Annotated in this window: 27 protein-coding genes, 3 pseudogenes and 1 riboswitch; of the genes and pseudogenes, 17 read left to right on the top strand and 13 right to left on the bottom strand. The window is 42.2% G+C overall.

The window, feature by feature from the left end:
• Window positions 1-10: 10 nt before the first annotated feature.
• Window positions 11-931 (bottom strand): glycosyltransferase family 2 protein, encoded by a 921-nt coding sequence (locus tag IQ224_RS02785; protein ID WP_002735442.1) that lies wholly within the window; start codon window positions 929-931, stop codon window positions 11-13.
• A gap of 159 nt (window positions 932-1090) precedes the next feature.
• On the opposite strand from IQ224_RS02785, the gene folB reads away from it, so the two are divergent.
• Entirely contained in the window at window positions 1091-1447 is a 357-nt protein-coding gene (gene folB / locus IQ224_RS02780) for a dihydroneopterin aldolase (protein WP_002744506.1), read from the top strand.
• Here the strand turns inward: folB and IQ224_RS02775 are convergent.
• Window positions 1434-1976, bottom strand: coding sequence for an NADPH-dependent FMN reductase (locus IQ224_RS02775; RefSeq protein ID WP_002744504.1), 543 nt, complete (start codon window positions 1974-1976; stop codon window positions 1434-1436). The two genes, folB and IQ224_RS02775, sit on opposite strands and share 14 nt — an antisense overlap.
• Window positions 1977-2136: 160 nt before the next feature.
• Between IQ224_RS02775 and IQ224_RS02770 the strand changes: the two genes are divergently transcribed.
• The gene (locus tag IQ224_RS02770; protein WP_002735315.1) at window positions 2137-2463 is read left to right on the top strand and encodes a hypothetical protein; all 327 of its coding nucleotides are present in this window, start codon (window positions 2137-2139) and stop codon (window positions 2461-2463) included.
• Here the strand turns inward: IQ224_RS02770 and IQ224_RS02765 are convergent.
• A complete protein-coding gene (locus IQ224_RS02765; protein ID WP_036401120.1) occupies window positions 2460-3068 on the bottom strand; it encodes a rhomboid family intramembrane serine protease in 609 nt (202 codons plus the stop codon). The genes IQ224_RS02770 and IQ224_RS02765 overlap by 4 nt on opposite strands.
• Window positions 3069-3083: 15 nt before the next feature.
• Window positions 3084-4343 carry an RNA-guided endonuclease TnpB family protein gene (locus IQ224_RS02760; RefSeq protein ID WP_084990080.1) on the bottom strand — a complete coding sequence of 420 codons (1260 nt, stop codon included), beginning with the start codon at window positions 4341-4343 and terminating at the stop codon, window positions 3084-3086.
• A 62-nt stretch (window positions 4344-4405) separates the two neighbouring features.
• On the opposite strand from IQ224_RS02760, the pseudogene tnpA reads away from it, so the two are divergent.
• Window positions 4406-4827, top strand: a pseudogene (gene tnpA, locus IQ224_RS02755) (IS200/IS605 family transposase); the annotation flags it as partial.
• Between the two features lie 96 nt (window positions 4828-4923).
• Here the strand turns inward: tnpA and nth are convergent.
• Window positions 4924-5580: an endonuclease III gene (nth, locus tag IQ224_RS02750; RefSeq protein WP_002747506.1), complete on the bottom strand. Its 657-nt coding sequence runs from the start codon at window positions 5578-5580 to the stop codon at window positions 4924-4926.
• Window positions 5580-6671 carry an RIP metalloprotease RseP gene (rseP, locus tag IQ224_RS02745; protein ID WP_002747504.1) on the bottom strand — a complete coding sequence of 364 codons (1092 nt, stop codon included), beginning with the start codon at window positions 6669-6671 and terminating at the stop codon, window positions 5580-5582. The genes nth and rseP overlap by 1 nt, the downstream gene beginning before the upstream one ends.
• Window positions 6672-7198: 527 nt before the next feature.
• Here rseP and IQ224_RS24855 point away from each other — a divergent pair.
• From IQ224_RS24855 to IQ224_RS02730, 3 genes are all read left to right on the top strand, one after another.
• The gene (locus tag IQ224_RS24855) at window positions 7199-7315 is read left to right on the top strand and encodes a hypothetical protein (protein WP_002747503.1); all 117 of its coding nucleotides are present in this window, start codon (window positions 7199-7201) and stop codon (window positions 7313-7315) included.
• Between the two features lie 179 nt (window positions 7316-7494).
• On the top strand, window positions 7495-8085 hold the full coding sequence (locus IQ224_RS02735) for a PAP/fibrillin family protein (protein ID WP_002747500.1): 591 nt from the start codon (window positions 7495-7497) through the stop codon (window positions 8083-8085).
• A 212-nt stretch (window positions 8086-8297) separates the two neighbouring features.
• Window positions 8298-8738, top strand: coding sequence for a DUF4164 domain-containing protein (locus IQ224_RS02730; RefSeq protein ID WP_194032501.1), 441 nt, complete (start codon window positions 8298-8300; stop codon window positions 8736-8738).
• Window positions 8739-8955: 217 nt separating this feature from the next.
• On the opposite strand, the gene IQ224_RS24850 is transcribed toward IQ224_RS02730, so the two are convergent.
• From IQ224_RS24850 to IQ224_RS02710, 5 genes and pseudogenes are all read right to left on the bottom strand, one after another.
• Entirely contained in the window at window positions 8956-10008 is a 1053-nt protein-coding gene (locus IQ224_RS24850) for a tetratricopeptide repeat protein (protein ID WP_370583121.1), read from the bottom strand.
• Window positions 10006-10995 (bottom strand): annotated as a pseudogene (locus IQ224_RS24845) (tetratricopeptide repeat protein); the annotation flags it as partial. The pseudogene IQ224_RS24845 and the gene IQ224_RS24850, both read right to left, overlap by 3 nt.
• Window positions 10996-11005: 10 nt before the next feature.
• Entirely contained in the window at window positions 11006-12301 is a 1296-nt protein-coding gene (locus tag IQ224_RS02720; RefSeq protein ID WP_002749536.1) for a P-loop NTPase fold protein, read from the bottom strand.
• Window positions 12302-12563: 262 nt separating this feature from the next.
• On the bottom strand, window positions 12564-12815 hold the full coding sequence (locus IQ224_RS02715; protein WP_002737239.1) for a BolA family protein: 252 nt from the start codon (window positions 12813-12815) through the stop codon (window positions 12564-12566).
• 71 nt (window positions 12816-12886) lie between these two features.
• Window positions 12887-13534, bottom strand: a complete 648-nt coding sequence (locus IQ224_RS02710) for a hypothetical protein (protein ID WP_036403371.1) — start codon at window positions 13532-13534, stop codon at window positions 12887-12889.
• 335 nt (window positions 13535-13869) lie between these two features.
• Between IQ224_RS02710 and IQ224_RS02705 the strand changes: the two genes are divergently transcribed.
• Window positions 13870-14451 carry a Uma2 family endonuclease gene (locus tag IQ224_RS02705; RefSeq protein WP_194032500.1) on the top strand — a complete coding sequence of 194 codons (582 nt, stop codon included), beginning with the start codon at window positions 13870-13872 and terminating at the stop codon, window positions 14449-14451.
• 370 nt (window positions 14452-14821) lie between these two features.
• Here the strand turns inward: IQ224_RS02705 and cbiE are convergent, their stop codons facing one another.
• Window positions 14822-16090, bottom strand: coding sequence for a precorrin-6y C5,15-methyltransferase (decarboxylating) subunit CbiE (gene cbiE, locus IQ224_RS02700; RefSeq protein WP_080612770.1), 1269 nt, complete (start codon window positions 16088-16090; stop codon window positions 14822-14824).
• A 63-nt stretch (window positions 16091-16153) separates the two neighbouring features.
• Here cbiE and IQ224_RS02695 point away from each other — a divergent pair, with 63 nt between their 5' ends.
• From IQ224_RS02695 to IQ224_RS02665, 7 genes and pseudogenes are all read left to right on the top strand, one after another.
• Complete coding sequence (locus tag IQ224_RS02695) at window positions 16154-16705, top strand: NERD domain-containing protein (protein ID WP_084990083.1); 552 nt, start codon at window positions 16154-16156, stop codon at window positions 16703-16705.
• Window positions 16706-16762: 57 nt separating this feature from the next.
• The gene (locus tag IQ224_RS02690) at window positions 16763-17377 is read left to right on the top strand and encodes a DUF3782 domain-containing protein (RefSeq protein WP_084990084.1); all 615 of its coding nucleotides are present in this window, start codon (window positions 16763-16765) and stop codon (window positions 17375-17377) included.
• Between the two features lie 57 nt (window positions 17378-17434).
• Window positions 17435-17983 (top strand): DUF3782 domain-containing protein, encoded by a 549-nt coding sequence (locus tag IQ224_RS02685; protein ID WP_153044880.1) that lies wholly within the window; start codon window positions 17435-17437, stop codon window positions 17981-17983.
• Window positions 17957-18120, top strand: a riboswitch (cobalamin riboswitch). It overlaps the preceding gene by 27 nt.
• Window positions 18121-18176: 56 nt before the next feature.
• The gene (gene cobG, locus IQ224_RS02680; protein WP_194032499.1) at window positions 18177-19601 is read left to right on the top strand and encodes a precorrin-3B synthase; all 1425 of its coding nucleotides are present in this window, start codon (window positions 18177-18179) and stop codon (window positions 19599-19601) included.
• Between the two features lies 1 nt (window position 19602).
• The gene (locus tag IQ224_RS02675) at window positions 19603-20229 is read left to right on the top strand and encodes a precorrin-8X methylmutase (RefSeq protein ID WP_002740548.1); all 627 of its coding nucleotides are present in this window, start codon (window positions 19603-19605) and stop codon (window positions 20227-20229) included.
• Entirely contained in the window at window positions 20226-20945 is a 720-nt protein-coding gene (gene cobI, locus IQ224_RS02670) for a precorrin-2 C(20)-methyltransferase (protein WP_084990085.1), read from the top strand. Before IQ224_RS02675 ends, cobI begins: the two co-directional genes overlap by 4 nt.
• A gap of 375 nt (window positions 20946-21320) precedes the next feature.
• Window positions 21321-21485 (top strand): annotated as a pseudogene (locus IQ224_RS02665) (P-loop NTPase fold protein); the annotation flags it as partial.
• A 229-nt stretch (window positions 21486-21714) separates the two neighbouring features.
• On the opposite strand, the gene IQ224_RS02660 reads toward IQ224_RS02665, so the two are convergent.
• The gene (locus IQ224_RS02660) at window positions 21715-22281 is read right to left on the bottom strand and encodes a Uma2 family endonuclease (RefSeq protein ID WP_194032498.1); all 567 of its coding nucleotides are present in this window, start codon (window positions 22279-22281) and stop codon (window positions 21715-21717) included.
• 395 nt (window positions 22282-22676) lie between these two features.
• Between IQ224_RS02660 and IQ224_RS02655 the strand changes: the two genes are divergently transcribed.
• From IQ224_RS02655 to IQ224_RS02645, 3 genes are all read left to right on the top strand, one after another.
• The gene (locus IQ224_RS02655) at window positions 22677-24596 is read left to right on the top strand and encodes a long-chain fatty acid--CoA ligase (RefSeq protein WP_194032497.1); all 1920 of its coding nucleotides are present in this window, start codon (window positions 22677-22679) and stop codon (window positions 24594-24596) included.
• Window positions 24597-24657: 61 nt separating this feature from the next.
• Complete coding sequence (locus tag IQ224_RS02650; protein WP_002740554.1) at window positions 24658-25107, top strand: YlqD family protein; 450 nt, start codon at window positions 24658-24660, stop codon at window positions 25105-25107.
• A 247-nt stretch (window positions 25108-25354) separates the two neighbouring features.
• Window positions 25355-26670 (top strand): DUF3370 domain-containing protein (locus IQ224_RS02645; RefSeq protein WP_194032496.1); only part of this gene is annotated, 1316 nt, incomplete at its 3' end.

The following is a 26670-nucleotide window of genomic DNA, read 5'->3' as shown; positions in this document are numbered from 1 at the left end:
TTACAATAATTTACTTTTGAGGAGTTAACATGGCCTTGGTGGCTTCGCTTAAATAACCGATTTGTCCATAGGCATAGAGCAGATTATCAAAGCTTTTAGCAGGATCATTGATAAATTTGACAGATTTAACCAATCCTCTCACCAATCGCTCACCTCCTCGCCCAAATTGAGCCAATCCCGTCCTTCCTGCCACTTCTTCCCGGTAGTGTTCGCTGATGCCTTGCCACCAACTGCGACTCATAAACCATTGACGATTGATTCTTTCTGGAGCCACATTGTGTTCCACCAATGCTGCAGGAAAATAGCCCACTTGCCATCCCTGGGCCAGTGCCAGTTCTGTAGTGTATAATTCTTCGTTAGAGAGAAGTTTTTTGCCAATTCTTCCCAAATTAGGGTCAAAACCGCCAATCTTCCCCAAGAAATCTCGCCGAATTGAGTAATTAACCCCTCGCGGAGTTAAATTCGCTTGGCTGATATATACCACATTGTCGCCCAAATCGAAAGCCCCTAAACCCCCTGCTAACTGATCGGATAACCAATTGGGTTGACTGTAGCCTTGCGGCCAAATAAGAGTGACTTTTCCCCCTGCTACTGCCAGTTTTTCGTTATTTTCGTAGGCATTTAACAGAATTTGCAACCATTGAGGACTAGCGATCGCATCGTCATCCAAATAGGCTAAAATCGGCGCTCTAGTTTCCTTCGCTCCGCGATTTCTGGCGGTAGATAGCCCTAAAATAGGTTCGTAAACATATTTTAGCCGCCCATCTCCCAGACGCGACTCGGCCACTTGACGGGTTTTATCGGTAGATGCGTTATCAACCACTAAAATCTCACAATCTGGGCAGGTTTGCGCCAAAAGACTATCGATCGCTCCTTCTAGGTAGTGATCGCGGTTGTGGGTACAGATAATCCCTGCTATTTTAGGAGCCATGGCTATCAAGGTTACTCATTCAATACCCTAAAACTTAACATTCCTTTGCAAAAATGTAAAAATGCTTGAGGAGACTCCGAGACTCCGAGATTGCTTTTTACTTATAGAGTTTCTCGTCAATTTGTGACCAACGCTACCAGTTTTTTAATTTAACTATCTATGGATACTATTCACGTTACAGGAATTCGTGCCTACGGTTACACAGGATATCTGGCTGAAGAACAGGTTTTAGGTCAATGGTTTGAGGTGAATTTATCCCTCGAAGTTGATATCAGTATTGCTGGCAAAAGTGACGCAATTGAAGATACCCTAGATTATCGACAGGCGATCGAAATTGTCAAACACCAGATTGAAACCGGCAAATTTGCCCTAGTGGAAAAATTGGCCACAGTCATCGCTGAGGATATTCTACAACTCGATCGAGTGCGACAGGTAAGAGTACAATTATCGAAACCCGCCGCCCCAATTCCCCATTTCACTGGTAAAATCACCATCGATATCACTAGATCTCGTTGAGTTTACGCGTATTATCGACTAAACTTGCAGCAAAAGCGTCAAAACGTTGGGAAAGCTTCTCGTCAAGGATTTTTCCTTCTTCGTTGAAGACTTTCCACGCTTGTCCTAAGCTAATTTGTTCGGGAATTACCCAAGCATGAACCCAACGGAGAATGATTCTTAAATCATTGAGGGCGTTACTATTGGATTGGCCGCCTAAAACACTGATTAACCCGGCAACCTTTCCCGATAACTCCTCAAAACTCATTAAATCTAGGGCATTCTTCATCACACCACTGACACTGCCATGATATTCCGGTGTCGCCAAAATTAATCCCGCTGCCGATTTAACCGTTTGCTGCATTTTGGCCACATCGGGATAGTCAGAATAGTCATCTCCCCCGTTACAGAAGGGTAAAGAGAGTTTTCTCAGGTCAATTATCTCCGTTTCTACCCCTAACCCCTGTACTCGACTGATAGCAACTTCTAACGCCATCGCACTATAGGATCCGGGGCGTAAACTGCCATTAATACCAACGATTTTGATCATAGAATTTATACAAACTCATAACGACTACATATAAGCTAACAAAAAAAGAGACAATTGGGGAAGCTTAGTTAAAAAAATATGTCGATGGGGCGGGGAGAGCGATCGATCTAAGTTTTAATGAGAATAGAAAGAAAGATTTATTCCATTTCCCCTCATTGCCATGCCAGAATTTCTCGATTTTCTCAAACATAAATATGCCTATGTGGCTATTGGTGAATTTAAACCGGGGTGTTTTTCCGAAGCCCAAAAACTCTACGAAAAAGCCGTTTCCACCTATTCTACGGGATTCCAGGGGGCTTTTCTGTTGCAAAAACCCGGAACCGACGAAGGAATTGCCGTAATCATCTGGGATAAAATCGATGATATGGAGGCAAATAAAAGCGAAGACCATGAATTATTGCTGAAATCCATGGCTCCTCTGTTTGCGAAACCGCCTGTCACCGATTTTTACGAAGTATGTAGCGAGATAGAAGGTTCCCCCATTTAAGAATAATGTTTCTTTTCGGTGGCGATTAATTTGGCGGCTAAAACCCCGCCTAGAAAGCCAAATAAATGTCCTTGCCAAGAAATCCCCGGACGGGAAGGCAAAACGCCCCAAATTGTGCCACCGTAGAGTAAAAAGACTAGAATTGACAAGAGTATAGAAGGAATATTTCTCTGGAAATAGCCCCGCAGTAATAAAAAACCTAAATAGCCAAAAATCAAGATACTTGCCCCGATATGGATGGATCCCGGAGCAGCAAATAACCAGACTCCTAACCCCCCCACCAGCATAGTCAACCCAGTCACAATAAAAAAGTCGCTGGTTTCCTGTAACATCACCAACCAACCGAGAATCAGGAAAGGAACCGTATTAGCAATAAGATGGGGAAAGTTACCGTGTAGGAAAGGTGCAAAGAGAATACCCCGCAATCCGATGACTTGATGGGGAATAATCCCGAAATTGTCTAAACTGCCCCGAAAAACAAATTGATCTAAAATCTCTAACAGCCAAAAAATCGCCACAAAGGTAGCGAGGATTATTGCTTGGGTTTTTATTTCTTGCCGTGATCCTTGACTCATAAGATTGATGGATGAGTTATTTTTTCCCATTTTGACTCTCCCCCGCTAACCGCTCGCGCGGTGTAGCGGGGGATTCTCGGTTCTTAGGCTTTTAACTAGATCGACTTGGTTTAACCGGTCGATCCCCGTCAAATCGCCTCCGCGAGCGTTTTCTAACACGGTCAGTCCGACCGCGTTTTTTCCCCGGTTCTCGATTACCTTTGCTGATGCCGTGTCTCCCGGTTCAATGTGGCCGCAAGAATCACACCGGTGAACTCTTTCCGATAACGACTTTTTGCCGGTAATCGCGCCACAATTAGGACAATCATGGGAAGTTCCGTTTTTATCAACCTTAAGATAATATTTTCCCCGTTTCCAAATAACAAACGGTAGTATCTCATTAATAAAACTACCGATACCTGAATCTAGAGATTGTTTTCTAACGATCCCTCTAGACCAGGAAACGAAGTTAATATCTTCAACAAAGATATTATCAGCAAGATCACAAAGGTAATGAGCTAACTTAAAATGCCAATCCCTACGAGTATTAGACACTTTCTCGTGTAATCTCGCTATCTTATCTTGGAGTTTCAACCAATTGTTCGAGCCTTTGACTTGATGTTTCAAGCGTCTTTGTAGCAATTTAAGCTTACTCTGTACTTTCAACAAAAATCGAGGGGCTTTGATTAAATCTCCCCGTGAAGTAGCGACAAAACTCTCAATTCCCGCGTCAATTCCTAAACAGGTCTTCCCTACTGTCATATCGGGAACTAATTCCGTAGATTGGAAGGAAACCGAAACGTAAAATCCCGACGCTTTTTGGATAATTCGAGCTTGTTTAGGCTCGAACCCAGACGGGTACTTTCTGGATTTCCTAATCCGAATTTTTCCCAATTGTGGAAAATTCAAACATCCATCCCCTAGAAAGTTTTTTGACAGCGCGGGGAAAACAAAACTTCGCATCTTTTTCTTGAATCTAGGAAAGCCGAAGCCTTTCGATTTCATGTGGTCAAACGCTTTATCTACAGTTTTTAAGACTTGCTGTAAGACTTGAGCGTTAACCGTCTTTAATATCGGGTAAACTTTTTTAGCTTCCGTTAGATTTTTGGCTTGAACGAAGTAATTAGGATAGGGTTCATCCGCAGGAATTATGTACTCAGAAACTAACGAACAACGATCCGGAAGACACTTTCGAGAGTTTAACCAATCTTTCCGTTCCGAGAGCGCGTAATTATAAACGCTCTTACAAACATCAAGAATGTGGACGATCTCCCGTTCCTGTTGCCTGTTTACCTTTAGTTTGTACTGGTAGGTAAGCGTTATCACTGTCGTTAGTTTCGTGATGTATAGCTAGATTATAACACTTACTGCCTAATATGTCAACTGATTACAATCATGGATTTCGTTCTGTTTATAGACTTACCGCCCACGTTGTATTCGTCATCAAATACCGACCATTGCTATTAACGATGAAATCTTAGCCCGACTGAAAGAAATCTTTGTATCAACGCTCACAAAATGGGAAAGCGCATTGCTTGATTTCAACGGTGAATCGGATCACGTTCACCGGATTATCGATGACAAGCCTGACATCGCTTTATCCAAACTAATCGCTAACCTTAAAACAGTTAGTAGTCGCTTAATTAGAAAGGAATTTCCAGATTTAGCGGCAAAGTATTTCGACAATAAACCCTATTTTTGGACGGGAGCTTATTTCGTGGCTAGTTGTGGCGGCGTTACCGTCGAACAACTAAAAAAATACGTCGAGAACCAAAAAAACTCCCCAAAAGTGGAAACCCTACCGCGTTAGTTTTATTCTGGTGGCGATTCATCTCGCTCCATTGAGATAGCCACCAGATCAGTTATCAGTGATTCAGTTACCAGTTATCAGGTGTGAGTTTTCAGTTTACTGTTTACTGTTTGCTGCAGGACAAAGAGAGGCTAATTGACAGGAAAAACAAGTGGGATTTCTCGCTTTACAAACCGCCCGGCCGTGGTAAATAATACTAATAGAAAAAGTTTCCCAATCCGGTTGAGGGAGTAAAGCCATTAAATCCAGTTCAATTTTCACTGGATCGTTATTAGTAGTTAAACCCAAACGATTACTTAAGCGCTTAACGTGGGTATCTACTGTCACCCCCTCAATAATCCCATAAGCGTGAGCAAGTACCACATTAGCCGTTTTTCTAGCTACTCCGGGTAAAGTTAATAATTCCTCCATTGTCTTGGGTACTTCCCCCTGAAAATCCTTGAGGATTTTTTGACAAGCACCCTGAATATTTTTAGCTTTATTGCGATAGAATCCCGTGGAACGAATCAGGGTTTCTAACTCCTCTCGCTCGGCAAAAGCTAAGGATTTAGCATCGGGAAAACGGGCGAATAAAGCAGGAGTAACCTTATTTACCCGCTCATCAGTGCATTGTGCCGAGAGAATAACTGCCACCAATAACTGCACGGGAGTTTGATAATTTAAGCTACAGGTTGCCTCTGGATATAATTGCTTTAAGTTGCTTAAAATCTCTAGGGCGCGCAGTCGAAGCTGAGTTTTTTTTCGAGGGGCCATCACTGGAATAAATCCTGAAAAACTGCTAGGTTAGCCGTGTCGCGCACGATTAAGAAAACTCCCAATCCTAAGAGTAAAACTAGACCTGTTTGCATGATGTTATCTTGCAGTTTAGTTGGGAGAGGTTTACCTACCAAAGCCTCGATTAATAAAAATACCAACTGACCACCATCAAGAGCAGGTAAAGGCAGAATGTTAATCACCGCTAAGTTAATACTAATTAGGGCGGCAAATTGAAAAAGATTACCCGCATCATTACGAGCGATTGCTGCTCCATATTCGACAATTTTAACTGGTCCTGCTACCTGTTGAACACTGTCTTTAAAGTTACTAACTAACTGCCCAAAACCTTGCACGGTTAATAGGGTTAATCGTTGAAATTCACCCGCACCTAAGCTAAAAGCTTGACCAAAATTATCGGCTTTCAGGCGAGTTTCTTCACCGTTAGGAGCCAATCTAACCCCAATTTTACCCTGACCATCACTTCCCAATTCCGGAGTAACGATTAAATCGAGAGTTTCTGTGGGGCGTTTGATGGTTAATTTTAGGGGTTGATCGGGGGAAGATTGAATAATGTCACGGAAGTCAATAATGGCATTTTGAGAAGCACCAAGAGGCTGATCATTGATAGCGAGAACGATATCCCCTGCTTGTATTCCCGCTTGTTTAGCGACGGAATTTTCCGAGGTAAAAACCTCTGGAATAATTACCCCTTCTTGATAGTTAATTTGGGGAAAACCCACCGTAGCCACTTGGGTAACAAGCAAAAAATAGGCAAAAATTAAATTAGCAATTACTCCCGCACTAATGACGATAGCTCGATCGAAAACAGGACGATTGCGTAATAAATCAGGATCGTTATTGGGAATTTGACTATCGGGATCGTCATCGGGAAAACCAACGTAACCCCCTAAAGGAATGGCGCGGAGGGCGTATTCTGTTTCTTTACCTTGATATTTAGCTAAAGCTGGACCAAAACCGATGGAAAAGCGATTAACATGGATAGATTGCCAACGAGCAGCGGCAAAATGACCTAATTCGTGAACGACAATTAATAGGGCAAGTACACCGATCGCTATTAAAACTGACATGATGATCAAAATATAATGAATTAGCTTTTGTTAATTGTAAGCGATCCTCCCGGGCAGATTGCAAAAAATCTTTAGTTATCGCTAATTTTTCGATCATTTATGGTAGAAGAGATCTTAACCGCCTAATTTGACCCGACGGAGAGCGATCGATGCCTTTGAGTGAAAGCGCCCAGCAATTAATCCCAAAAGCGAAAATCATCAGTTTCGCTAAGGGACTTGCGTGGGAATAATATCCCAGCCAGAAAATCGCAAGTCCCTTAGCTGCGGAGGCACTCGAAGGCTCTCCCCCTACTTAGAGTGATCAGCAAACCTGATCGCTCGGAGGGCGCAAGCTTTGTGCCTCTACAGTAACCGATTTTGTCCACAATGTAGGGGCGAACTGCGTTCGCCCAAAAGGTACATTATCAAAGCGCAAGTCCCTAATTGGCCCTATCAGCAAGCAGCGATCGCTATTTGGCAACAAGCGGATGATCAAACTCGCTATCTCAGTGGTAGGGATTTAGATACTATCAGTACCATTAGGGGCGATGATTTCGGGGTTAGAAGCCCTAAAACAATACAGTTTAGATCATTTTAGTGACTCAGAAAAAACCGCAATTGCTCCCTATTTCGATCACTTAATTACGGTTATGAAAAAGTTTTAAAACCGGGGCATTTAATCCGTGTTAAAATAGTGAGGCCAACAGTTAAAAATGCCGCTCACCGAGGTTAAAACTCCGTTGAAACTCTCAAATCATCGGCGTGGGTGGGCCTCTTAGGGCCACCAAAAACCTCGATCGAGTGCCTCGCGGGTCGAGGTAATTTATAAAATAAGGGAGATTCTATGGATGCCAAAGCGAAATTACTGGAGTTGATCGCTGGTAGAAATCGCGGACTCCTGGCCACGGAAAGCGACCGCGTGCGGATTTTAGCGGCGATCGAACAATTGGAGGATCACAATCCCCATCCTCATCCCCTCGAAGTTAAACAACTATTAGGGGGCAATTGGCGTTTACTATTCACCAGCAGCCGCGACATTCTGGGACTAGATCGCCTACCTTTTTTTCAATTAGGGCAAATTTATCAATATCTCGACCTGAACAAGGCCAAACTCTATAATATTGCTGAAATTACCGGCGTACCTTGGTTAGAAGGAGCAGTGATCGTCGCCGCTACCTTTGAACCCACCTCCGAGCGTCGAGTCATGGTCAAATTTGAGCGATCAATCCTCGGTTTGCAACGTTTTCTCAATTATCATTCTCCCCAAGAATTTATCGACGCGATCGAAAGTGGCAAAAAATTTCCTCCCCTCGATTTTTCTTTCAATAATCGCGAACAAAAAGGTTGGCTCGATATCACTTATCTCGATGAAGATCTCCGCATCGGCCGCGGCAGCGAGGGCAGCGTCTTTATTCTCGCTAAGGAAAAAACCTAACTTAAGTAGGTAGGCGTTAAAAGTTGTCAGATACCCCCCTTATCAAGGGGGCAGGGGGGATCGAACCTAAAATCCATTTTTAATTTAATTATAACCAGCTACTTATTACCATAAGACTAAATCCTAGGCAATAGGTAATCAGTTTTTAATAACCAGATTTACGATTATAACAAAATTATTGTACTATCATTACTCCCAGGGATGTTACCAAAATGTCTAACGAAACTGTTACTTATAGTCTTGAATCTGTCCTCAAGGAAATTAAAGACAGCATCAAGGAGGTTAACCAAAAAATCGATACCCTACAAAGAGATGTCACCCAAAAAATCGATACCTTGCAACAGGATGTTAACCAGAAATTTGACAGCCTACAGAAGGAAGTTAACCAAAAAATCGACACCTTGCAACAAGATGTTAACCAGAAATTTGATAGCCTACAGAAGGATCTTAACCAGAAATTTGAGAAAATCGACGAACGGTTAACTAAGCTAGAGGTAGGACAAGCAAAACTAACTGAGAAAGTCGATGGGATGGATAGAAGACTAGAAAAGGTGGAAGGAACCCAAAAAAATCAAGTTTGGACGTTAATTATTCTTTTAGGAGGAGCGATCGGAACAGCGGCGTGGCGCTCTTTCTTTTCTGGTAATCCTTAGAAATATTACTATAATTTCTCACTTTACGGTAGTTATGAGGGTAAATTAGCAGATGTCAAACTCAGGTTAAAAATAAGGGATATCTAACCCCTAATTATGCTTTCCTCAACCATCTTTTTAACAATCGCCACAATGCCAATATTATCCCCCCAATTAAAACTAAAGGAAACTTAATCACCCCCAGAAAGAAAGCAACGATTAAGGGATATTTTCGGGTTTATAATCTCCGAATTGCCCGATCGCACTTTTGAACATCCGCTGCTAACCCCAATGCTTGAAATAATTTCCGCGCTTGAAGATATGCTTCTTCCGCTTCCGATATACGTTTGAGTTTATCGTAGGTAACTCCCAGATTAAACCAAGATTTCGCTTCAACCCCCCGATTACCGATTTCCCGTGTGATTGCTAAGGATTGTTGATAAAACTCGATCGCTTTTTGGTATTCTCCTAGGGATTGGTAAACATTGCCTAAATTATTGTAGGAATACGCTTCACCCCCCCGATCACCGATTTCCCGTTTGATTGCTAAGGACTGTTGATGAAACTCGATCGCTTTTTGGTATTCTCCTAGGGATTGGTAAACAATGCCTAAATTATTGTAGGAATTCGCTTCACCTTTCCGATCACCGATTTCCCGTGTGATTGCTAAAGACTGTTGATGAAACTCGATCGCTTTTTGGTATTCTCCTAGGGATTGGTAAACAATGCCTAAATTATTGTAGGAATTCGCTTCACCTCTCCGATCACCGATTTCCTGAGTGATTGCTAAGGACTGTTGATAAAACTCGCTCGCTTTTTGGTATTCTCCTAGGGAATAGTAAACATTGCCTAAACCCCTGTAGGATTTCGCTTCACCCCCCCGATCACCGATTTCCCGTGTGATTGCTAAGGACTGTTGATAAAACTCGCTCGCTTTTTGGTATTCTCCTAGGGAATAGTAAACATTGCCTAAACCCCTGTAGGATTTCGCTTCACCCCCCCGATCACCGATTTCCCGTGTGATTGCTAAGGACTGTTGATAAAACTCGCTCGCTTTTTGGTATTCTCCTAGGGAATAGTAAACATTGCCTAAACCCCTGTAGGATTTCGCTTCACCCCCCCGATCACCGATTTCCCGTGTGATTGCTAAGGACTGTTGATAAAACTCGCTCGCTTTTTGGTATTCTCCTAGGGAATAGTAAACATTGCCTAAACCCCTGTAGGATTTCGCTTCACCCCCCCGATCACCGATTTCCCGTGTGATTGCTAAAGACTTTTTATGAAACCTGATCGCTTTTTGGTATTTTCCCAGACAATAGTAAACATTGCCTAAATTATTGTAGGATTTCGCTTCACCCCCCCGATCACCGATTTCCCGTGTGATTGCTAAGGACTGTTGACAAAACTCGAGCGCTTTTTGGTATTCTCCTAGGCAATAGTAAATACCGGCTAATGAGTTGAGACTCGCAACTAAATCAAGTTCTAGATTTAACTCTTTTTGTAAATCGATCGCTTTTTGATAATACTCGATCGCAAGCAGAAGTTCCTGACGATAATCTGACAATGGCAGATTTGATAAACGAAGGTTATAAATCTTAGCTAAACTGGCATATAAACTCGCTAGTCTTGGCTCTTTTTTGCCTTTATTTACCTCGATTTGCTCGATTAGTTCTAACAAGTCTTCCTTAGAGATTGAAGGAATATCTTTATCTATAGTAATTTCGTCAAAAGATTGTAAAATTGGTAAAAATTCCTGACAAGGTAAAAAGTTACTTGGAGGAGAAATAAAGCGAAAAACTCCTTTTCTCCAACTCCAAAAATCGGGGGACTTTTTGCGTAAATTTACTTCCACTGTGCTTGTTACCCAAAGAACGATGGAATAGGGAAATTCTCGCAATCCTTCCCTTGTCCATTGCAGATAACCAAAAAATTTATCTAGTTCCGATTTTTCCTGTTGCCATTCGATCGAGTGTAATTTTTCCACTCCTGTGGTTGTGATCACGGCGTTTTTGCTTTGTAATAACTCTGGTTTTCTGGAGACTAAACTAGCAATTGCTGCTCTTAAACTCGGTTCTTTTTGATCTAAATCAATCCGATAACAAGGGATTACTGGTTCTAATTCTTTGCTATAGCGATCGATGATTTCTTCTCGCAATTTTTCCTGATCACACACACAAATCAATATATTTAATCTCTCTTGATTTGCCTCTAGAGACACGATTAAACCTTCGTATTCTCTGTCATTTTGGTCAATAATTGAAGATGTTTCATTATTCATAATATCCCATTCAAATTGTTCCTCTTTTTTTCATTAACTCAACCACAATCGGATGCACATTATACCAGAGATCGCCATTGCGGTATTCCAAAATATATAAACCATGCAACAGATCTAGAAAATCTTGATCCTTGAGATCCTTCGGTTTTGACTTTTCATAAACAGTTTTAATAATTTCCTCATCTGCTGTACCGATACTTTCAGCAAAATCGAGACTAAGTTCTGTGATTGATTGTTCTAAAACAGCTTGATTAATTTTTAGGGTATTATCATTAGGATAACGACGAACCGATCGCAAACAAACCCGACAGCAATCATTAGTAATGCGAATTAATTCTCGTAATACTCCCCCACTATAAAGACAAATTTTTTCAAGGGTGTCAGGATCGATTAAAGCGGGATTGATGCGCTTAGTGATAATCTCGGTTAAAGTAGTAATAATTTGCGGATCGGGTATAGCATTAGCTGAATTAATTTCTCCCCGTTTAAAGAGTTTATATACAGGCATTTGTACGATCTGATCATTAGTTTCTGTTTGGAGAGTTGCCTTTAAAGCTACTTCTCTTAAAGCGGCGATCGGAATAGTCATAATAATCCGAAAACCAGGCAACATAATCGCTTTAATATTGTATTGAAAAATATCCCTTACCTGTGCTAAGTCAATTTTATCAATGTCATCAACAATTACTAAGATTTTTTTCTGACTTTGGGACTCGATCGCACTAGCTATAATGTTAATTTGGGCAACTAAATCAGTAATTCTCCGCTCATATTTTTGTTTAATTTCCTCGCGAATAGTCGAATTAATCTTGAGAATTCCTTTAATGTGAGCTAGTAAAGTAGAAAAGTTAAAACCTGTTTCGAGAGTTGCATCTGCTTGATTGGTTTCGGTGCGAATTTGTTCAGCAAACCATTGATAAAAGCTTTTTTTAATAGAATCTTTAATAGTTAAATTTTGGGCTTCCGCTTCTGACATCATCTGAACGGCGATCGAGAATAAAATACTAACATGATTTACGTCTGACATCTCGATCATGTCTGAGATCGAGAAGAAAACAACAAAATAGCGATCATCTAACTTTCTTTTAAATTCGTAGAGTAGGGTTGACTTACCACAACCCCGATGTCCTGCTAGAATAATTTTTCCGTCTTCCGAAGGACTATCTTCTACCAATTGTTCTAATTCTTCGATAATTTCTGTGCCGTATTTGACAGCAAAACGCTGTAATTCTTTATCCGATCGCAGGGGTAAAAGTTCCAAATTGCGATAGGCTTCTCGAAAGGGTTCTAGTAAAGGACTAACCATAAGTAATTAGGGTTTGCGGCAAAAAGTTTTTCGTGGGGGTAGGGTGTGGGAATTATGAATTATGAATTGGGTAGTTGGCTCTTCTAGGTTCTGTGTGATAAGTTTAACTTACAGAGGATCGATCAATCTTTGTGTCCTTTGTGTCTTTGTGGTTCCTTCCACTCGCTCGCTAGGAAGAATGTATCTTAGAATACATTTTGCCCACCAAACCTAAGAGAGCCAAAAAATTAACTGATAACTGATAACTGATAACTGATAACTGTTATTTTTCTGCTGCCCAACTGTCGGGAGTGTAGGTTTTTAATGCCAAAGCATGGATGGCTTCGGTAGCCAGTGCCGATTGTAAAGCGCCATAAACCATTTGATGCTGTTTAACGCGGGTTTTGCCAGCAAATTCGCCAGAAATAACCACCGCTTCCAAATGATCACCACCTCCCGTCAAATCCCGAATCATCACCTGTGCATCGGGGATTTGTTCTTGAATCATCGCTTCTACTTGGCGAAAGTCAACCATCTTAACTCCTCAAAACAATTAAAGATACTCTGATCCCATTGTTACCGAAAGCTCGTCAATGGGGATAAAATTCACTGCTGTGGGGGGGGATTGCTAGGAGTTGCGGAGGTGGGAGTCGGTGCGGAGATGGGTGTGCTGACAAATCCCATTTCGTAGAGTTGTTGATAGCTTTTTTGTCCTAATTCACTGGTGGGGTTTTGGGATTGAATCACCTGAATTAACAAAGGAACCGCCAATTCTGGCTGATTTTGCGCCCTATGAACCAAAGCAAGCTTATAGGTGGCTTCATCCCGCATTTGTCCGGTGTTTAAAGCACTTTGACGCTGATAATCGAATACTTTTGGGTCAATTCCTGAGAAACTATTAGCTAATTGCAGATGATAGTTAGATAGTTGGTTAAAAATCCGACGCGCTTGATTGAGTTTATCCACAGCGACATCGTATTTAGCGGCATTAATAGCGGCGTTCGCTTCTTCCACTAAACGTTGTCCCCCCTGAAGACTCAGGACACTATCGGCTTGATTTAAGGGTTTTAATTCGTTAGGATCGCTGGCGGGAGTGTTTGAGTCGGGGGTTTGTGCTTGTCCGTCAGGTGCGATCGCAATCACTAAACCGATCGCCAGACTGAACAGATAAATTAAACCATAAGGCTGTTTTCGCTTAACCATAAAATTTCTCGACTTAATGTTCCTGAAGGGAACGGCTATTTTTTTTAACATCGACAACTGACCTATAGTAGCTTTTTTGGGGCAGTTTCGATCCTACCCTAGCTTTCTAGACGTTAGCTCTAGCGGTTTTGTCGCCATGGCAAGTGCTGTTTTTTCCCGAAAAATCAGTACAAGTCCCCAAAAAGTTAGTTTATACCCCTGATTAATGGTTTAGATAAGTAAGTGGTTATAATTAAATTGAAGATAGATTTTGGGTTCGATCCCCCCTTAATCCCCCCTTGATAAGGGGGGCATCTGATAATTTTTAACCCCTACCTATTTACCGATAATTCACCCGTTGGAAGGCTGTCCAGATAGAATAAAGAAAAAGCAGGAGTTTAGTTAAAATGTCTTTATCACTGATTACCCGTAAGTTTACGGTGGAAGAATACGAAAAAATGGCAACCGAGGGAATAATCAAACCCGATGAAAAAGTGGAATTAATTCGAGGAGAAATTATCAAAATGTCACCGATGGGAACCCGTCATGCTTCTATTGTAGATAGATTAATACAATTATTCTATCAAAAGTTAGGACAGAAAATTATTCTCAGGGTGCAAAATCCGATTAGATTAAATAATAATTCTCAACCAGAACCAGATTTAAGTTTACTAATACCTCGATCGGATTTTTATGTTGCTGCCTATCCTTGTCCTCAAGATATCTATTTAATTATTGAAGTTTCCGATTCTACCCTCGATTATGATCGCTATACTAAAATTTCTCTTTATGCGGAAGCAAATATTAAAGAAGTTTGGATCGTTAATCTCAAGGAAGAATGTTTAGAAGTTTATCGCTATCCTCTGCATGGTAGTTATCAAGCTATTCAGAAATATTATCGAGGTGAAAGTATTTTTATTGAATCCTTTCCAGAAATAGAGTTAACTTTAATTGAAATACTCGGTAATAAAAGTGAGATCAAGGGGTAAACTTAGATATCGTCAGGATTAATGCCTAATTCCCGCAGTTTATTCGCTAATCGTTCCGCTCGTTGTTTTTCCTGATTATAGCTAGTGAAAGCTTGTCCATCGGGATAAAAAAGCAACATTTCCGGTTCCCCTAACTGAAATTGAATTTATTAATTGATTTTTTTAAAATGGTAAGTAGCTGGTTTTAATTAAATTAAAAATGGATTTTGGGTTCGATCCCCCCAACCCCCCTTGATAAGGGGGGCTTTGATCCCTCCTTATTAAGGTGGATCTGACAATTTTTAACACCTAACTAATTAGAAAGAAAAAGAATACCCAAAAAGTTCTATCTACAACTTTTGCAAGAGGGATCAAGGAGAAAATCAAGGATTTACAATCTCGGTTTCAGAACAGTCCACTGGGTCACGGGGGCCATTGCTTTCCAACCTAAAAACTTGCCGACCGGTTCGGCTTTTTCAATGCCAATTCGCAGCAGTTCCCCTCCTAATTTACTATGCCATTGCAAGAGAACTAATTCGCTTTCAATTGTAACAGTATTGGCAACAAGACGACCCCCGGGGCGCAGGGCTAACCAACAGGTTTCCAATAGGTGGGGTGTGGTGATACCGCCACCAATAAAAATAGCGTCCGGTTGCGGTAAATCTTCCAGGGCGCTCGGTGCGATTCCGGCGACGATTTGCAGGTGGGGCGTTCCCAGGGCGGCGGCATTATCGGCAATGTATTGTAATCTGGTGGGATGATGTTCGATCGCAATAGCCTGGCAACGGCGATCGCTCCGCAGCCACTCAATGGCAATGGAACCACAACCCGCCCCCACATCCCAGAGCAATTGCCCAGGCAGGGGAACCAATCTACTCAGCGTGATAGCACGAACTTCTCTTTTTGTCAACTGTCCGTCATGATGGTAGGCAGAATCCGGCAGTCCTGGAAGGCGCGGCGCCCGGGTGGGGGGATGGGAGGAAATGCAGCTAATGGCGATGACATTTAAATCTGCCAGATATGTAAACTCCCAATCGTTGGCGATGCCTTGAATGTGGCGTTCTCGGGTTCCCCCTAGATGTTCTAAAACGGTGATGGAACTTTCGCCAAAACCTCCCTCCCTGAGCAGCCGAGCAGCGATTGCGGGAGTCTGAGCATCAGCGCTCAGTACCAGCAGTTTAGCGCCGGGATAAAGCACCCCATTCAACCAAGCCGGAGGCCGACCGCACAAACTCAAAGTTTCCACTTCACTCAGGGACCAACCCAAACGACTACAGGCAAGACTAAAGCTAGAAGGAGAGGGAATAATCGTCATTTCCTCCGGGGGAATCTGACGGGTGAGGGTGACACCAATCCCGTAGCACATGGGATCACCACTGGCCAAAACACAGACAGATTGACCACGACGGCGGATAATCTCGTTAATGGAGTCTTGAATGGGAGAAGTCCAGAGCAGTTTTTGCCGTTGATCCTCTGGGGGTAACATTGCCAGATGACGTTCACCACCGACAATAACTGATGCTAAAGAAAGCAGACTTCGCCCCACTGAACTTAACCCTTCTAAGCCATCTTCACCAATTCCTATGATCGATAGCCATTTCGACTGACAATTGCGATCCGCCATATTAAAAAAAATCGCTACTATTTCATTATCTGCCATCAGGCTCTATCCTTCAAACAAGATATAATCGGGTTAGTGCCAAGTTAATTAAGATGAAAAATTATGACCACCACCGCCGATGACGTTTGGAGATTATTAGCCGAATTAGCAGAAGCTCAAAAAGAAACCGAGCGGATTCTCAAAGAACAATCTTTAAAAACTGATCGCCAAATTACCAGACTCAGTCAAGAAATTGGTAATCTTGGGGGTAAATGGGGTCGTTTTGTCGAAAATATGGTAGCCCCAGCTTGTGAGACTTTATTTTTAAATCGTCAGATTCCCGTACATCAAGTTAGTCAAAGAGTCAGAAAACGTCTCGACGGTAAAACCCTAGAAATTGATGTGTTAGTAACTAATGAAAATCATGTGCTGGTAGTGGAAGTCAAAAGTAGTTTAAGTGTAGATGATGTCAAAGAATTAATCAAGAATCTAACAGAATTTAGGCAATTTTTTCCCGAATATAACCACAAACAATTATATGGGGCAGTAGCAGGCATTGAAATCGAAGAGGGAGCAGATAAATATGCCTATCGTCAAGGTTTATTTGTCTTGGCACAAAGGGGTGAAAATGTAGCAATTCTTAACGATACTGAGTTTCAACCGAAAACGTGGTAGGGGCTTTAAAAACAAGATATAATCAGGTTATTGTCAAGTTAATTTAGAGGAAAAATTATGACCACCACCGCCGATGATGTTTGGAGATTATTAGCCGAATTAGTAGAAGCTCAAAAAGAGACAGAAAGATGCTTTCAAGAAACTGAGCGACGCTTTCAAGAAACCGAGCGACGCTTTCAAGAAACCGAGCGGATTCTCAAAGAACAATCTTTAAAAACCGATCGCCAAATTACCAGAGTCAGTCAAGAAATTGGTAATCTTGGCGGTAAATGGGGTCGTTTTGTCGAAAATATGGTAGCCCCCGCTTGTGAGACTTTATTTTTAAATCGTGATATTCCCGTACATCAAGTTAGTCAAAGAGTCAGAAAACGTCTCGACGGTAAAACCCTAGAAATTGATGTGTTAGTAACTAATGAAAATCATGTGCTGGTAGTGGAAGTCAAAAGTAGTTTAAGTGTAGATGATGTCAAAGAATTAATCAAGAATCTAACAGAATTTAGGCAATTTTTTCCCGAATATAACCACAAACAATTATATGGGGCAGTAGCAGGCATTGAAATCGAAGAAGGAGCAGATAAATATGCCTATCGTCAAGGTTTATTTGTCTTAGCACAAAGGGGGGAAAATGTAGCGATTCTTAACGATACTGATTTTCAACCAAAAACGTGGTAGGGGCTTTAAAAACAAGATATGATCAGGTTATTGTCAAGTTAATTTAGAGGAAAAATTATGACCACCACCGCCGATGATGTTTGGAAATTATTAGCCGAATTAGTAGAAGCTCAAAAAGAAACCGAGCGACGCTTTCAAGAAGCCGATCGCCAAATTACCAGACTCAGTCAAGAAATTGGTAATCTTGGCGGTAAATGGGGACGTTTTGTCGAAAATATGGTAGCCCCCGCTTGTGAGACTTTATTTTTAAATCGTCAGATTCCCGTACATCAAGTTAGTCAAAGAGTCAGAAAACGTCTCGATGGTAAAACCCTAGAAATTGATGTGTTAGTAACTAATGAAAATCATGTGCTAGTAGTGGAAGTCAAAAGTAGTTTGAGTGTAGATGATGTCAAAGAATTAATCAAGAATCTAACAGAATTTAGGCAATTTTTTCCCGAATATAACCACAAACAATTATATGGGGCAGTAGCAGGCATTGAAATCGAAGAAGGAGCGGATAAATATGCCTATCGTCAAGGTTTATTTGTCTTGGCACAAAGGGGGGAAAATGTAGCTATTCTTAACGATACTGAGTTTCAACCGAAAACGTGGTATAATTCTTAAACTTGTCTTTGGGAAAGTCCAGTGCAATTCTGGTACTGTGCCGCAGCTGTAATCAAGTAAAAAGTAAAAAGTAAAAAGAGTACATCTTCCCTTTTTCCTTGCGAGTCAGAATACCAATTACAAGCTTTTGATCGGTAGTATAGACAACTAATTTTCTAACTACTTCTCTGCGTCGCATGGAGAACAAATAACGGTGAATTGGTTAGTTGAAGCAAATGCTTGTCCCGGTTTATTTTATGGAACTGCTGCCCAGGATGGGTTTTTAATTCGTCTCCGCACCCCCGGTGGATGGCTCAATTCTCCACAGGGAAAAGCGATCGCCACTTGGCTCGAACAATGGCAGAGTACGATACAAGTTACCAATCGGGCAAATCTGCAAATTCGCGGACTGCAAAAATCCCCCAGTTTAGAAGAATTTCAAACCCTGCAAAAATTAGGGTTAGCTGCCCATAATCCCAGTATCGATCATCTGCGTAATATCATGTCTAGTCCCACGGCTGGAATTGACTGCCAAGAATTGATCGATACTCGTCCATTAGTCCAAGAATTAGATAATTTTATCCAAAATTATCCATCAATTGCCCAACTAAGTCCTAAATTTAGTATCGGGATCGATGGCGGTGGTGCAGTGGGAATTGGCACCAGTTCAACTATGGCCTGGCAACACCGCTATAACGAGATTCAGCTATCAGCAATTGCTCTCAATAATCCGACAAATTTAACTTCTATTGTTTGCTTTCGATTAGCACTTGGAGGAGATAAACAATTCTATGACACGGACTTATTAATTGAGCCAGAAAACTGTTTAGCTGTGGTCAAAGCTCTAGTAAAGGTTTATCTCGATTATGTTCAACAAACCCCTAATATCAAGGGAAAAAAACCTCGGATGAAACACCTACTCAAAGATTGGGGATTAACAAAATATCTCGAACAAGTTAACTCCCAATTACATCGGACTTCTACTGGCATAATACAAGGGCAAGAATACCAGCAGGCTGCCCATTCTACTCAACCCTATTTTCATCTAGGAATTCATCCTCAAAAGCAACCCGGATTGTCTTATATTGGTCTATCATTAAGATTAGGACAATTGACGGCTAATCAACTATGGGGATTAGCGGCACTATCAGAAACTTTTGGCAGTGGTCAGTTACGATTAACCCCTTGGCAGACTGTTATATTACCCGATATTCCCGATGAAAAAGTGTCAGAATTGTTGCCAAAACTGTCATCCCTAGGATTATCCGCTTCTCCTGGATGGGATGCGGGGATAGTTGCCTGTAGCGGTAAACCGGGTTGTGCAGCAGCGGCCACTGCAACTCAAATTCATGCTTCTATCCTAGCAGATTATTTGCAGGAACACTTAACCTGCAATTCTCCTGTTAATATTCACTTGACAGGTTGTGCTAAATCCTGCGCTCAACCGGGTCCTGCGGAAATTACCCTTTTAGGAACTACCATCGAGGAAAATGGCCAAACAATGGAAGCTTATCAAGTCTATGTGGGTGATAGTCAAAAATTCTTAGAAGCACCCATATTTGAAGGAGAATTTACCAAGATTCCCCGGCTCATAGTCCAAATTTTAAGCTCCCAAAAATCAAAAAATTTAGATGAATAGAATGGAATACATTAAGAATGGTGAGGAAATTTACCGCAAATCTTTTGCTATTATTCGGGCTGAAACTAACTGGAAAAATCTCCCCGATGATTTAGCTTCTGTGGCGGTTCGTCTAATTCATTCCTGCGGGATGACAGACATAACAGAAGATTTAGAAGCATCACCGGACGCGGTTAAAATCGGACGAAATGCCCTCGCTGGGGGTGCAGCAATTCTCTGTGATTCTCAAATGGTCGCTAATGGCATTACCAAAGCCCGTTTACCTAAAAATAATCCGATTATTTGTACCCTCAATTATCCAGAAGTGACCGAGTTAGCACGGCAAATTAATAATACCCGCTCCGCTGCCGCTTTAGAACTTTGGCAACCTCATTTAGCTGGAGCGGTGGTAGCCATTGGTAATGCACCAACCGCACTTTTTCACCTACTAGAATTGCTCGATCAAAATGTAGCTAAACCGGCTTTGATTTTAGGCTTTCCCGTGGGATTTGTAGGAGCGGCAGAGTCGAAAATAGAATTAGCAACTAATAGTCGTGGCGTGCCATTTATTACCCTGCACGGACGTAGAGGCGGCAGCGCAATCGCAGCAGCAGCAGTCAATGCTTTAGCAAAAGAGAACGAATTATGAATAAATTAGGCAAACTTTATGGATTAGGAATCGGTCCCGGTGATCCCGAATTGTTGACGCTAAAAGCACACCGGATTCTCACAACTGTTCCGGTAATTGCCTATCCTACCTTAGAAAGTGGCAAAGTTTTGGCACGGGCAATTGTTTCGGATTTTATCCGTCCCGAGCAGATAGAAATTCCCATGCCTTTACCTTTTAGTGTCGAGCGCAGTTCTCAACCTCATTATGATATTGCCGCCGAAAATATCGCCGAACAGTTAAACTTAGGCCGAGATGTGGCGGTGCTATGTGTGGGCGATCCGATGTTGTATGGCACATTTATGTATATCTTTAATCGCTTGTGCGATCGCTTTTCTATTGAAGTCGTGCCGGGTATTTCTTCAGTGATGGCAAGTGCAGCAATGCTGGGTGTACCTATCACTTATCGAAATGACGTATTTAGTATCATGCCCGCTACTTTAGAGGCGGAAATATTGCGGGATCGCCTAGCATTTATCGATGCAGCAGCGATTATTAAATTAGGCAGACATTTCGCTAAAGTTCGTGATATTCTCGAGGAATTAGGATTATTAGAACGCGCCCTCTACATCGAACGAGCAACCTTACCCAATCAGCAAATTATTCCGATTACCGAAATCGATCCAGAGGCTGTCACCTACTGGTCATTAATTCTGATTCCTAGTAAAACTAAACTCCAACAGCAATTCTCATTTTGAAACGATTTTGCGTTGTTTCAGCGATCTAGAGATTCGTTAAGAATTATTAACCCCTCTAGGTGCAAGGGTTTTAATGTCATGAAACCTTAAAATGAGAATTGCTGGCTCTTCGGTTTGTGTTATGCAATGAACGGGGGTTATAAGGGATGGAACCCCTATATAGAAAGGCATTTAGCGATTTTTGTCAATTATTTTCGATCTAGAGCGAACTAATCAATTAAATCCTTTGCCAGATAAGGATTTAGTCGATTTATGCCCCCCTATCGAACCATACCAAGTAACGAAGAGCCGAATTGCTGAAACTCCAATAATTCTATAGACATAGTTAAATCTTCTATCCCCTACCTGACAAAACCTATCGGGTTTAGATGATAGGAAGAATTTCATGAAGATTTTGCTAAAATTGTCGATGCCTATATTGGGAATGATCGAGTATATGTATTTATTGACGATTTAGATCGCTGTAAACATCCAAAATCAGCAGAGTTGATGCAAGCGATTAACTTGATGATTGCTGATGATCCGTCAGTGGTGTTGATTTTCTGACAGGGGGACAAGCGAGCTAGAAAATTTGCCAACAAAGGCTTCTGGCTTCTCTCGCTAGAAATAGATCGAGCGATTCTAGGCAAAAAGCTAAGGAAAGAATTAGGGATAGGAGCGAGCTTACTAGGAATCATTATTAATAAGTGAGAGATGGTGCGGCGAACTTTTTCGAGCTAAAATCATGAAAAGTTTACGATATATGGATTTCAGCCTTCTTGTCCCCCTGTCAGGTTTCTAGGGTGATATCCTCGTATAAATCCCGAAAAGATGCCGTCAGATTAATACTCTGCAAACTAAAACTTTCTTGCTGATAGGTTTGCAGAATCCATAAATCCTGTTCACCCCGTCGAAAAGTTTCCACTCGTTGGTGTTTACTATTCACTAAGACATATTCCTCTAAACTTTCTAGAGTTTGATAATCATTAAATTTATCCCCCCTGTCAAAAGCTTCTGTGGAATCGGAGAGAACTTCAACAATCAATTTAGGAAAACTTTTGTAGGTAGCAGTTTCCCTATCTCTGTCATCACAGGTGACAATAATATCAGGATAATAAAAGTGATTGCGCTTCTCTAATCTGACTTTCACATCGGCAAAATAAACCCGACAATCGGAACCACGCAAATGATTACGAACAATTGTGTATATATTCCCCGCAACAATATTATGAGTATCCGTCGTCCCTGCCATGGCGTAAACTTGTCCATCGATATACTCGTGTTTAATGGTACTTTTCTCTTCAAACTGAAGATATTCTTCTGGAGTGAGATTATTATAGTTAGATAGAGCAATCATCGTTTTTTCTGCTAATTACAACTTTATTAAGTACCTAAGCAGGTAGGTGTTAAAAATTGTCAGTTCCCCCCTTATTAAGGAGGGTAGGGGGGGGATCAGGGGCAAAATATATCTTCTATTTAATTAGAACCACTTACCTAAGCAAAATTAATTATACATCTAAGCCGTTAGCCTTTTCCGTAATCAGTAAGCGGTATTAAGTAACAGTAACATTCCCTGATTACTGTTCACTGTTCACCGATAACCGAAAAGTCTCCTCTCTCCGAGTCTCAACTAGGAAATTAACTTTGCAGCACTAGATACCTGTTGAAATACTGTCTAGGAGAACCAGCAAAAAGAGCCTCGAATGGTTAATCTATATGTTATTACTCTTGTAACCCCCTATAACTACTGCTATGACAACCCTAATTGACTATTCAAATATTCAATCTTTACCCGAAGTTTGGTCAATAGTTGCCCAGCGTTTCCCCAATATTATCGCCCTGCACGATCCCCACAGTAAACCGGAAGTAATTATCACCTATCGGGAACTTTATCAACAAATTCAGCAATTTGCCGCCGCTTTACAAGCATTAGGAGTCACAGAAACCGAAAATGTCGCTTTATTTGCCGATAATAGTCCCCGGTGGTTTATTGCCGACCAAGGTTCCATGGCAGCCGGGGCCGCCAATGCGGTACGATCTGCTCAAGCAGATGCCGAGGAATTAGCCTATATTCTCGCTGATAGTGACAGTCAGACGCTGATTGTCGAAAATAACAAAACTTTAGGCAAATTGCTGGCGAAAATCCCTGAATTGCCCCTAAAATTAATCGTGCTGCTCACCGACGAAGACCCCGCTACTGGGGCGATTTCCGTGCAGACCTTAAATTTCAAGCAACTAATGGCGATCGGGGCTGAGAACACCCTTAAACCCATCACCAAGGGCGAAAATGATCTGGCTACCCTCATCTACACATCGGGAACGACGGGACAACCAAAAGGGGTGATGTTAAGTCACGGGAATCTACTCCATCAGGTACGCAACTTAAATGCTATCTTTCAACCGGATCCCGGCGATCGAGTTCTAAGCATACTACCTTCATGGCATTCCTACGAGCGCAGTTGTGAGTATTTCAGTCTAGCTCAAGGTTGCACCCAGATTTATACCAGTATTCGCACTTTTAAGCAGGATTTAAAGCAATTTAGTCCGCAATTAATGGTGGGAGTTCCCCGTCTTTGGGAATCTCTTTACGAGGGGATCCAAAAACAATTTAGCGAACAATCGGCCACAAAACAGAAATTAGTGCGATTTTTGCTAGAAAAGTCGGAAAAGTACGTTATTGCTAAACGTATCGCTGATAATCTCAGCCTAGATCACCTTCACGCTTCCCCCGGAGAAAGACTAAAAGCAAGAATTCAATCCCTCTTACTCTATCCCCTCCATGCCATCGGTGACAAGCTAGTTTATGGCAAAATTCGCCAAGCAGTGGGAAATAAAGTTAAAATCTTGGTTAGTGGCGGTGGTTCCTTAGCCAGACATCTAGATACTTTCTATGAGATTGCGGGAATCCCGATTTTAGTTGGTTATGGACTGACAGAAACTTCTCCTGTCGCTACCGTCCGTCGTATCGATCATAACCTGCGCGGGTCTGCCGGTCGTCCCGTCTTTCAGACAGAAATCTGTATTGTCGATTTACACAGCAAAGAAGTCCTACCCACAGAAAAACACGGTTTAGTCTTGATTCGTGGTCCGCAGGTGATGCAGGGATACTATAAAAAACCCGAAGCAACCGAAAAAGCGATTTCTCCCGATGGTTGGTTTGATAGCGGTGATATTGGTTGGTTAACCGCTGCTGGGGATTTAGTCTTAACCGGACGAGCCAAAGATACAATTGTTTTGAGCAATGGTGAAAATATCGAACCGCAACCGATTGAAGATGCTTGTTTACGCAGTCCCTTTATCTCCCAAATCATGCTAGTGGGACAGGATCAAAAAGCTTTGGGGGCTTTGATCGTGCCTAATCTTGATATACTGGCCAATTGGGCCCATGAACAGAAACTATCCTTAAATTTACCCGATGCTCACAGCGATCGCTCAACGATTCTTTCTAGCGATCTCTACAGCAAAAAAGTCTTAGCTCTCTACCAACAAGAATTAAAGCGCGAGGTGAGAAATCGGCCCGGTTATCGTACCGATGACCAGATTAAAACCTTTGAGTTAATTTTAGAGCCTTTTTCCCTAGAAAACGGCATGATGACCCAAACTTTAAAGATTAAACGACTGGTAGTAACGCAACGCTATCGCGATATGATTAACGAGATGTTTGCCAAGTAAATATTTCTGGTAAATATTCCCTAAACCCTTGACAAAAAAACCTTTTTAGGATAAGCAAATCATGGATGACGCACAAACCAGTTTATTACTGAAGCGCCCGGTGACAATTAAAGTCATCGTGACCCCCCGCTGGAAAGAAGAAGCACAACAGCAATTACAAGCACAAATGGTGCAAATTGATGCACAAATTCAACAATTAGAAAGCCAAGGACAAAGAGCGATCGCAGAAATTCAGCGTCAGAGTCTGATCCCCTTACCCCCCGCGGCTGCCCAACAGATTGACAATATTCAAATCCAAGTCAATCAACAGAAAAGTGAGTTTCTCGAACAAAAAAACCAGTATCTGCAACAACTGCAACAGATACAACTCTTGGAACTCAATCAAGAAGTCGCCCAAGCACAACTAGAAAGCTTTTTCCGCGTCGAAAAAGGCGATAACTTAGTGGCCAAAATGAATGTGGAACTCGTCCTTAGAGATGGCATCGTCGAAGAAATTCGCGGCGAAATTTAAAGCTAGGGTGAGCAGTTACGGGTCATTGTCAACTTAACCCTTAAAATCGGCAATAGCAAGGGGTATTCTCCCTTGCTCACCCAGAAAACCGTCCCTAGTTCACATCACCCCTGACAGGACTTGATCAGACCTTAAAAATATATTAAGATTCTTTATCGATCGCCCGGACACACTCGCTTATATTGTCGTATAACTTCATCTCTCCATCGACTCACCCTAAATTAGATCCTATAAATATGGAATCTCTATGCTTTCTTTCTTACCCACTATTCTTTTAGCTCAGTCCGCCTCGGTTCTGCCCCAGATAGAGAGGAAATTAATCACCCAATATCAGGAAGTGCGTCAGTTGCCCGGTCAACTAAATGACGTTCTAGTTTTTAATAGCAATAGTCCCGAAGTAGTAGAAAAAGAGGGAATTCTCCTCTCCACTTTCCCCGGTAAAGGAAAACGTTTTCCCATAGCCCATCTCAATCATCCCCTACAAGGACGTTTTGACGTTTTCACCCACCACATCGCTCGTCAAACCGATCCCAATCGCAACCTACACCAGGGACTGATCGTTACTAATCCCACCTCCAAAAACCTCGTTATCCGCATCCTGCAAGGAGTCAGTTACGTCACCTCCGCCGATGCCCCTTTTGTCGATTTACCCTCTCTGGTGGAAGATCCCAACGGCCGGGTTTTTTCCGGTCCCGGTTCCCGTTTAGCCAGCGATATCATGCGTCGTCGCCATGATACCCAATTTCCCACCCAGATCGTCATTCCCCCCGGCGAAAGTCGGATGCTCTTGGATCTAGTTATCCCCAGAAGCAGCGCTCGCTCGACTCTGCTGCGTCTCTACAGCGATGGCCCTATCTATATGGCTAATTTAGCCCTCTACGAAGTTCCCCAAAAAGTCAAAATCGAAGATCGGGAAATAGAAAGCTTTCGTCCCCCTACCCTAGAGGAATGGCGTACCCTATTAGTTAGAGGTGATTTAGCCGCTCCTCGCGATTTTCCCCCCACTCCCCCCGATCAATGGTCTCCCGGAAGAAGAAATTTTTATGGTCGCGTGGCTGGAATTTCTGTGGGTTCGGAATGGGCAACCCGCATTGTTGATCCCAAAGGGGGAATTAATCTCACCATTCCTCAACCCGGTCAAGCTTTTGCCTATCCTTTAAGTACGGTGACAGCAGCTACTTTCGGAACCAGGCAAATCCAAAGCGCCCCCATGTTAGTGCGTTATCCCGATACGGCTTTCAAAGCTCACGGTAACTACGGTGTTCACTACTATCTGACTTTACCTCTATATAACAACACTAACAAGACGCAGGTGGTGGCTTTGACTATTCAAACCCCAATTAAAGAAGACAATTATCTCGATCGCTTGCTATTTGTTGAACCCGTCCAGGGACAGGTATTTTTCCGGGGGGCCGTGCGCGTTACCTATCGTAACGCAATGGGACGCACCGAGGAACGTTTTTTCCATCTCGTTCAACGGGAAGGACAACAGGGAGAAGCTTTAGTACAGATAGAACTTCCCCCCGGCGCCCGACGCGACGTTAATCTCGATTTTCTCTATCC

It is taken from the genome of Microcystis sp. LEGE 00066 (assembly GCF_015207925.1).
Taxonomy (GTDB): Bacteria; Cyanobacteriota; Cyanobacteriia; order Cyanobacteriales; family Microcystaceae; genus Microcystis; species Microcystis ichthyoblabe_A.
The sequence above is the reverse complement of the archived record's forward strand: the minus strand, read 5'-3'. Positions and strand labels throughout refer to the sequence as shown.

Excerpts from the sequence above, each read along its gene's own strand:
- IQ224_RS02785 (WP_002735442.1), bottom strand. The coding sequence starts at position 931 with ATGGCTCCTAAAATAGCAGGGATTATCTGTACCCACAACCGCGATCAC.
- folB (WP_002744506.1), top strand. The coding sequence starts at position 1,091 with ATGGATACTATTCACGTTACAGGAATTCGTGCCTACGGTTACACAGGA.
- IQ224_RS02775 (WP_002744504.1), bottom strand. The coding sequence starts at position 1,976 with ATGATCAAAATCGTTGGTATTAATGGCAGTTTACGCCCCGGATCCTAT.
- IQ224_RS02770 (WP_002735315.1), top strand. The coding sequence starts at position 2,137 with ATGCCAGAATTTCTCGATTTTCTCAAACATAAATATGCCTATGTGGCT.
- IQ224_RS02765 (WP_036401120.1), bottom strand. The coding sequence starts at position 3,068 with ATGGGAAAAAATAACTCATCCATCAATCTTATGAGTCAAGGATCACGG.
- nth (WP_002747506.1), bottom strand. The coding sequence starts at position 5,580 with ATGGCCCCTCGAAAAAAAACTCAGCTTCGACTGCGCGCCCTAGAGATT.
- rseP (WP_002747504.1), bottom strand. The coding sequence starts at position 6,671 with ATGTCAGTTTTAATAGCGATCGGTGTACTTGCCCTATTAATTGTCGTT.
- IQ224_RS24855 (WP_002747503.1), top strand. The coding sequence starts at position 7,199 with ATGATTTCGGGGTTAGAAGCCCTAAAACAATACAGTTTAGATCATTTT.
- IQ224_RS02735 (WP_002747500.1), top strand. The coding sequence starts at position 7,495 with ATGGATGCCAAAGCGAAATTACTGGAGTTGATCGCTGGTAGAAATCGC.
- IQ224_RS02730 (WP_194032501.1), top strand. The coding sequence starts at position 8,298 with ATGTCTAACGAAACTGTTACTTATAGTCTTGAATCTGTCCTCAAGGAA.
- IQ224_RS02720 (WP_002749536.1), bottom strand. The coding sequence starts at position 12,301 with ATGGTTAGTCCTTTACTAGAACCCTTTCGAGAAGCCTATCGCAATTTG.
- IQ224_RS02715 (WP_002737239.1), bottom strand. The coding sequence starts at position 12,815 with ATGGTTGACTTTCGCCAAGTAGAAGCGATGATTCAAGAACAAATCCCC.
- IQ224_RS02710 (WP_036403371.1), bottom strand. The coding sequence starts at position 13,534 with ATGTTAAAAAAAATAGCCGTTCCCTTCAGGAACATTAAGTCGAGAAAT.
- IQ224_RS02705 (WP_194032500.1), top strand. The coding sequence starts at position 13,870 with ATGTCTTTATCACTGATTACCCGTAAGTTTACGGTGGAAGAATACGAA.
- cbiE (WP_080612770.1), bottom strand. The coding sequence starts at position 16,090 with ATGGCAGATAATGAAATAGTAGCGATTTTTTTTAATATGGCGGATCGC.
- IQ224_RS02695 (WP_084990083.1), top strand. The coding sequence starts at position 16,154 with ATGACCACCACCGCCGATGACGTTTGGAGATTATTAGCCGAATTAGCA.
- IQ224_RS02690 (WP_084990084.1), top strand. The coding sequence starts at position 16,763 with ATGACCACCACCGCCGATGATGTTTGGAGATTATTAGCCGAATTAGTA.
- IQ224_RS02685 (WP_153044880.1), top strand. The coding sequence starts at position 17,435 with ATGACCACCACCGCCGATGATGTTTGGAAATTATTAGCCGAATTAGTA.
- IQ224_RS02675 (WP_002740548.1), top strand. The coding sequence starts at position 19,603 with ATGGAATACATTAAGAATGGTGAGGAAATTTACCGCAAATCTTTTGCT.
- cobI (WP_084990085.1), top strand. The coding sequence starts at position 20,226 with ATGAATAAATTAGGCAAACTTTATGGATTAGGAATCGGTCCCGGTGAT.
- IQ224_RS02660 (WP_194032498.1), bottom strand. The coding sequence starts at position 22,281 with ATGATTGCTCTATCTAACTATAATAATCTCACTCCAGAAGAATATCTT.
- IQ224_RS02655 (WP_194032497.1), top strand. The coding sequence starts at position 22,677 with ATGACAACCCTAATTGACTATTCAAATATTCAATCTTTACCCGAAGTT.
- IQ224_RS02650 (WP_002740554.1), top strand. The coding sequence starts at position 24,658 with ATGGATGACGCACAAACCAGTTTATTACTGAAGCGCCCGGTGACAATT.